Source organism: Stenotrophomonas sp. SI-NJAU-1, from assembly GCF_020883215.1.
GTDB lineage: Bacteria > Pseudomonadota > Gammaproteobacteria > Xanthomonadales > Xanthomonadaceae > Stenotrophomonas > Stenotrophomonas indicatrix.
Genome location: NZ_CP086598.1, coordinates 355,873 through 362,500, shown reverse-complemented (window position 1 = coordinate 362,500; position 6,628 = coordinate 355,873). Strand labels below are relative to the sequence as shown.

The 6,628-nt window shown below is 66.8% G+C and carries 6 protein-coding genes (1 of these 6 cut by a window edge); 2 read left to right on the top strand and 4 right to left on the bottom strand.

Features of this window, described 5'->3' with window-relative positions; translation table 11 throughout:
* On the bottom strand, positions 1–1,112 hold the 5' portion of the coding sequence (gene tyrS, locus LMF57_RS01645) for a tyrosine--tRNA ligase (protein WP_117309336.1). Its footprint begins 97 nt before the window's first position; the window shows 1,112 of its 1,209 coding nt (coding positions 1–1,112); its start codon is at positions 1,110–1,112; its stop codon lies off the left edge, out of view.
* A 167-nt stretch (positions 1,113–1,279) separates the two neighbouring features.
* Here tyrS and LMF57_RS01640 point away from each other — a divergent pair, with 167 nt between their 5' ends.
* The gene (locus LMF57_RS01640) at positions 1,280–2,749 is read left to right on the top strand and encodes a peptidoglycan DD-metalloendopeptidase family protein (RefSeq protein WP_229290593.1); all 1,470 of its coding nucleotides are present in this window, start codon (positions 1,280–1,282) and stop codon (positions 2,747–2,749) included.
* 64 nt (positions 2,750–2,813) lie between these two features.
* On the top strand, positions 2,814–3,941 hold the full coding sequence (locus LMF57_RS01635) for an anhydro-N-acetylmuramic acid kinase (RefSeq protein ID WP_117311830.1): 1,128 nt from the start codon (positions 2,814–2,816) through the stop codon (positions 3,939–3,941).
* 87 nt (positions 3,942–4,028) lie between these two features.
* On the opposite strand, the gene LMF57_RS01630 is transcribed toward LMF57_RS01635, so the two are convergent.
* From LMF57_RS01630 to LMF57_RS01620, 3 genes are all read right to left on the bottom strand, one after another.
* Complete coding sequence (locus LMF57_RS01630) at positions 4,029–4,259, bottom strand: hypothetical protein (protein WP_117311829.1); 231 nt, start codon at positions 4,257–4,259, stop codon at positions 4,029–4,031.
* An 80-nt stretch (positions 4,260–4,339) separates the two neighbouring features.
* Entirely contained in the window at positions 4,340–5,704 is a 1,365-nt protein-coding gene (locus LMF57_RS01625) for an MFS transporter (RefSeq protein WP_229290592.1), read from the bottom strand.
* Entirely contained in the window at positions 5,701–6,501 is an 801-nt protein-coding gene (locus tag LMF57_RS01620) for an exodeoxyribonuclease III (RefSeq protein ID WP_208082116.1), read from the bottom strand. Before LMF57_RS01620 ends, LMF57_RS01625 begins: the two co-directional genes overlap by 4 nt.
* Positions 6,502–6,628 lie beyond the last annotated feature (127 nt).

Below are 6,628 nucleotides of genomic sequence, written 5' to 3'. Positions count from 1 at the left end.
ACTTCACCGTCCACCTTCACCGCACGCTCCTTGAGCTTGCGGTTGGCCTCGGAGTTGCTCGGGGTCAGGCCGGCGGCGGTCAGCAGCGCCGCGATGCGCAGGCCCTCGGCCGGAACGGCCACATCCTGCAGCGGCAGCTGGGTGATGTCGCCCTGCCCGGTAACGGCCGCTTCCCAGCCGGCAATCGCCTGCTCGGCCGCTGCCGCATCGTGGAACCGGGTAGCCAGTTCACGGGCCAGGCGCAGCTTGACCACGCGCGGATTCAGGCCGGCGGCGATCTGCTCGCGCAGGGAGGCCGCTTCGGCCTGGCTGATATCGAAGGACAGCAGCTCGATCCAACGCCACATCAGGGCATCATCGACCTTCATGGTCTTGGTGACGATGTCGATGGCCGGCTCGCTGATGCCGATGTAGTTGCCCAGCGACTTGGACATCTTGTTGACGCCGTCCAGGCCTTCCAGCAGCGGCATGGTCAGCACCACCTGCGGCTTCTGGCCGTGGTGTTCCTGCAGGCCACGGCCCATCAGCAGATTGAACTTCTGGTCGGTACCGCCCAGCTCGACGTCCGCTTCCAGGGCCACCGAGTCGTAGCCCTGCACCAGCGGGTACAGGAATTCGTGGATGGCGATGGACTGCTGGGCGGCATAGCGCTTGGCGAAGTCGTCGCGCTCGAGCATGCGTGCCACGGTGTGCTGGCCGGCCAGGCGGATCATGTCGGCCGCGCTCATCTTGCCGAACCACTCCGAATTGAAGCGGACCTCGGTGCGGCTGCGGTCCAGCACCTTGAACACCTGCTCCTCGTAGGTACGGGCGTTGGCCAGCACGTCGTCACGGCTGAGCGGCTTGCGGGTCAGGCTCTTGCCAGAGGGGTCGCCGATCATGCCGGTGAAGTCGCCGATCAGGAAAATGACCTGGTGGCCGAGGTCCTGGAACTGACGCATCTTGTTCAGCAGCACCGTGTGGCCCAGGTGCAGGTCAGGCGCGGTGGGGTCGAAGCCGGCCTTGATGCGCAGCGGGCGGCCTTCCTGCAGGCGCGCGCGCAGATCCTCGAGCTTGAGGATCTCGTCGGCACCGCGGCCGATCAGGGCAAGGGCTTCTTCAATCGAGGACACGTGACTACTCCCGGCAACGCCGTTTCTTATGTGGGGTGTTAAAGCGAAGTTAACCCGATCGGCTTCACAAAAGCCAATAGGCACAAGGGTTTGACGCGAATTTGTTAGGTGTCTATGTTACCGGCGTTTGGGCCCGCGTTCCCGGGTCAGCCAGAGACCGACATCTGATGCTCAATTCCGATCAAGGCCGCGCTCGCAAGCAGCGCTTCCAGGAACGACTCCACGTCCTGCACGACAACGCCCTGCACCGGAAGCTGAGGCAACACCTTCCCGCTGCGTTCAATGAGCGCTGGACGCGGCGTCATTGGATGCACGCCAGCCTGTTTGTGACCATCGGTGCGCTGGTGGCCACGATCGTGCCGGGCTTCTCGCACACCATCGATGCACCCTACGCCGACAGCCACACCAGTCTGGTGCTGCCGCTGCCGCCGTTGGCAATGGCGCGCCAGCAGCAGATTCCCGGCGACAGCTGGCAGGTGCTGCGGGTGCAGCGCGGGCAGACGCTGAGCGACCTGTTCGACAAGGCCGGCATCTCCGCCACCACCCTGCACCGGGTGCTGGACCATCCGGGTGCGCGCGAATCGCTGACCAAGCTGCGCCCGGGTGCCGAGATCGCCTTCGACATGCCGCTGTCCGGTGACCTGCGCAGCATCCGCTTCGACCGCGATGCCGACAACCGGGTCGAACTGAGCCTGATCGGTGATGACATCAAGGAAACGGTGACCAAGCGCGAGACATCCACGCGCACGGTGGTCACCAGCGGCGAGATCACCAGTTCGCTGTATGCGGCCGCGCGCCGCGCCGGACTGTCACCGTCGGCGATCGCGACGATGACCGACGACATCTTCAAGTACGACATCGACTTCTCCAAGGACCTGCAGCCGGGTGACCGCTTCAGCGTGGTGATGGATGAGACCTGGCGCGAGGGCGAGAAGGTCGATACCAGCAAGATCCTGGCGGCGACCTTCACCACCGGCGGCAAGACCTATTCCGGCTTCCGCTTCGACCGCAACGGCAAGTCCGAGTACTACGACATCAATGGTCGTTCGCTGAAGAAGAGCTTCATCCGCATGCCGATCCCGTTCGCGCGGCTGAGTTCGACCTTCGGCGCGCGCAAGCACCCGGTGCTGGGCAAGATGCGCATGCACAAGGGCGTGGACTACGCCGCGCGCACCGGTACCCCGATCATGGCCGCCGGCGATGCACGGGTGCAGTTTGTCGGCGTGCAGCGCGGTTATGGCAACGTGGTGATCCTCGACCACGGCCGTGGCCACACCACCCTGTACGGCCACATGTCGCGCTTTGCCGGGATCAAGAATGGCCAACGCGTGGCCCAGGGCACGGTGATCGGCTACGTCGGCTCGACCGGCCTGGCCACCGGCCCGCACCTGCACTACGAATTCCGGGTCAATGGCGAGCACCGCAACCCGCTGACGGTGACCATGCCGCCGCCGGAGCCGTTGAAGGGCGCCGAGCTGGTGGCCTTCCGGGCGCAGACTGCGCCGGCGATGGCCCGCATCCAGGGCATGGAGAAGCTGATCTACGCCGACGCCAGCCCCGCGCCGGCCGCCGAAAGCGCGAGCACCGAGGTGGCCAGCGCCAAGGACAAGGCGCCGGCAGGCCGCAAGCGCGGCTGAGGCCTGCGTTGACGAAGGAGGACACGGCAGCACAAGCTTGCCGTGTCCTTTTTTTATGCCCGCCATGAACACCACTGCCGATCCGTCCCTTCCCCTCTACCTGGGCCTGATGTCGGGCACCAGCGCTGACGGCATCGATGCCGCGCTGGTGCAGTTCCCGGCCGACGGGGGATGCCGCTTCGTGCATGGGCTGACTGCCCGCTGGGAACCGGTACTGCGCGCACGGCTGGTGGCCCTCGGCGAGGGCGGCCCGCTGCAGTCGATTGAGGAGCTGGGCGAACTGGACGCGCGGATTGCGATCAGCTTCGCCGCCGCCGCCAACCAGCTGCTGGAAGAAGCCGGTGTCGACCGTGCGCAGGTACGGGCCATCGGCTCGCACGGGCAGACGGTGCGCCATCGACCGTTGGCCGACCCGGCTTTCACCGTGCAGCTGGGCGACGGCAACCGCATCGCCGAACTGACCGGCATCACCACCGTGTGCGATTTCCGCCGCCGTGACGTTGCCGCCGGCGGCCATGGGGCGCCGCTGATGCCGGCTTTCCACCTGGACATGCTGGGTGCGGCCGATGAGGACCGTGCGGTGCTGAACCTGGGCGGGATCGCCAACCTGACCCTGATTCCGCGCGAAGGCGTGGTGCGTGGCTTCGATACCGGCCCGGCCAATGCGCTGATGGATGCCTGGTGCCAACGCCATACCGGGCGCAGCTTCGATGCTGACGGCGCCTACGCAGCCAGCGGTGCGGTGGATGACAGCCTGCTGGCCGGCTGGCGCGCGGATCCGTGGTTCGCGTTGCCGCCGCCCAAGAGCACCGGGCGCGAGCAGTTCCACCTGCCGTGGGCCGAGGCACACATGGAGGAAGGCCAGTTCGCCGCCGCCGATGTGCAGGCGACACTGCTGGAGCTGACCGCGGCCACGGTGGTTGATGCGCTGCTGGCCCAGCAGCCGCACACCCGGCGGGTGCTGGTGTGCGGCGGTGGCGTTCGCAATACGCAGTTGATGCGGCGGCTGGCGGCGCGGTTGCCGGGCGTGGTGGTCGAGTCCACGGCTCTGCACGGGCTGGATCCGGAGTATGTGGAGGCGATGGGGTTTGCCTGGCTGGCGCAGCGGACGATGGACGGGCTGCCGGGCAACCTGCCGAGCGTGACCGGGGCGACGGGGCCGCGGATTCTCGGGGCGATCCATCCGGCGTGAGGTGACGCCATCCGCCGGGCATGGCCCGGCGCTACCCGTCGGCGGCGCACGGTAGCGCCGGGCCATGCCCGGCGACCCGACATCAGATCAATCGAAGCCCTGGCCGGCGGGAAGCGCCTGTAGTGCGGCGATCGCGTCGGAAAGCGCGTCGACTTCGGGATCGCCGAAGCCGGAGCGGACCTCCAGTTCACTGTTGAACAGGCCCTGCTCCAGCAGGACCGCGCAGGTCTGTTCGTGGGTCCAGCCACGGGCCACCGAGACCCGTTTGATGCGTTCCAGCAGCAGCGGGTCCAGGTCCCGCAGCACTACGTCGGCCATGCTCACTTCCCCGTTCGCAAGGCACCGCCCCCTCGGCGCGTCGGGGCGATCATCCCGCACGCCGGGGGCGCCGGCAACTGTCAGGTCACGGCGCGCCGGCGCTGCTGCAGAATCAGCATCGCGCACAGGATCACCACCGGGATCGCCACCAGGGCAGTACCGATGAAGAACAGCGCGTAGCCTTCCAGCAGCGTGCGGCCCTGTGCCAGGGTCTGGACCGACCAGCCGGAAAAGCCCTTCAGCGCCTTGCCGGGCATCGCGTAGAACGAGCTGAGCAGGGCGTACTGGGTGGCGGTATAGCCGATGCTGGTCAAGCTCGACATGTAGGCGATCAACGCGGTACCTGCGAAACCGCTGGCGAAATTGTCGATCGCCATTGCGACAGCAAAGTGGGTGGTGTCCGGCCCCGAACAGGCCAGCCAGGCGAAGGCGAGGTTGGAGGCCGGGCCAAGCACGGCGCCAGCCAACAGCGCTGCCAGCACGCCCCAGCGCACGGACACCAGGCCAGCAGCGGCGATGCCGATGAAGGTGGCCACCAGGCCGACCGAACCACGCACAGCGCCCACGGTGTCCTCGTCCAGTCCGAGATCGACGTAGAACGGATTGGCCATCGGCCCCATGACGAAGTCGGCCATGCGGTAGACGCTGATCGCCACCAGGATCAGGATCGCGCCGCTGCGATGTTCGCGTACGAACGCCACGAACGGGCCGACCACTGCATCGAACAGGCCGCGCGGCGTCCACAACGAGGCGGCCTGCGCCTGCACTGCCTGGATCTCGCGGGCCGGCTCGCGGGCCATGACCACCGCCACCACGCCCAGTGCCATCAGCGCGGCCATCAGCTCATAGGACACCTGCCAGCCGACGCGGGCGGCGATGATCAGGATCAGGGCATCGGTGACCAGCAGCGCTGTGCGATAGCCCAGCGCCGACGATGAAGTCAGCAGGCCAAGCTGTTCACTGTTGTCTGCGCTCTCGATGCGCCAGGCGTCGATCACGATGTCCTGGGTGGCCGAGGCGAAGGCCACCACCACGGCCATCGCGCCGAAGACCACCACATGTTCCCAGGCGATTCCCAGCAGCAGCAACTGGCCGCCCTTGGGCTGGATCAACGCCATGCCGACCAGGCCCACCGCGGCGACGATCTGCGACAGCAGCATCCAGCCACGACGACGCCCCAGCCGACCGAACAGTGGCACGTCGGCCTTGTCGATGATCGGCGCCCACAGGAACTTCATCGTGTAGGCCAGGCCCACCCACGACAGGAAGCCGATGGTGCTCAGCTCGATGCCTTCCTTGCGCATCCAGAAGCCAAGCGTGTTGCCCACCAGGTAGATCGGAAGCCCCGAACTGAAGCCCAGCAGCAGCATCGCCAGCACCTTGCGCTGGCGCAGGTTGGCCAGCACCTGCCGCCAGGATCGGCGCGGCTTGGCAGCCTCGGTCACAGGTCGTAGTCCACGATGAACGGCGCGTGGTCGGAGAAGCGCTGGTCGCGGTAGATCGAGCAGCTGCGCAGGCGGTCACGCAGGCCCGGGGTGATGAACTGGTAGTCGATGCGCCAACCAACGTTGTTGGCGCGGGCGGCGCCACGGTTGCTCCACCAGGTGTAGTCCTCGCCGGTCGGGTTGAGCAGGCGGTAGGCATCGGCCCAGCCGCGACCTGCGCCCACATCGGTGGCCTGGCCATGGTCGGCACACAGCGCATTGAGCCAGTCGCGTTCCTCGGGCAGGCAACCGGAGTTCTTCTGGTTGGACTTCCAGTTCTTGATGTCCAGCGCCGAGCGGACGATGTTCCAGTCGCCGCACAGCACGTAGTCGCGGCCGCTGCGCGCCCATTCCTCGAGGATCGGTCGCAGCCATTCCATCACTTCGAACTTGAATCCCTGGCGCAGGTCGCCCGAACTGCCGGACGGGATATAGAAGGAGACCACGCTGAGGTTGCCGAAGCGGGCCTCGATGTAACGGCCTTCATCGTCGAACGGCGCCCAGCCCAGCGAGGTGATGACCTGGTCCGGTTCGCGCCTGCTGTAGATCGCCACACCGCTGTAACCCTTCTTGGTAATGGCATCGCGGTAGAAGCAATGGTGGCCGTCCGGGCGGAACATCGGGTCGGTCAGCTGGTCTTCCTGGGCCTTGGTCTCCTGGATGCAGAGTACGTCGGCGTCCTGGCCACGGAACCAGTCGAGGAAGCCCTTGGTGGCGGCCGAGCGGATGCCATTGGCGTTGAAGCTGATGATGCGCATGCGGAAGAACCTACGGCGGGAAACCGGGCAAGCATACCGGTTGCCTGCCGGACTGAGCAGCCCGCAGGGGCCACCCCGGAGACCCGCGTGAAGGCGCCGGACGAGCGCGGAAAGCCCAGCTGGATTA

What these genes read in the sequence shown, in the direction of transcription:
- LMF57_RS01640 (WP_229290593.1), top strand. Translation starts at nt 1,280, where the DNA reads ATGCTCAATTCCGATCAAGGCCGCGCTCGCAAGCAGCGCTTCCAGGAA.
- LMF57_RS01635 (WP_117311830.1), top strand. Translation starts at nt 2,814, where the DNA reads ATGAACACCACTGCCGATCCGTCCCTTCCCCTCTACCTGGGCCTGATG.
- LMF57_RS01630 (WP_117311829.1), bottom strand. Translation starts at nt 4,259, where the DNA reads ATGGCCGACGTAGTGCTGCGGGACCTGGACCCGCTGCTGCTGGAACGC.
- LMF57_RS01620 (WP_208082116.1), bottom strand. Translation starts at nt 6,501, where the DNA reads ATGCGCATCATCAGCTTCAACGCCAATGGCATCCGCTCGGCCGCCACC.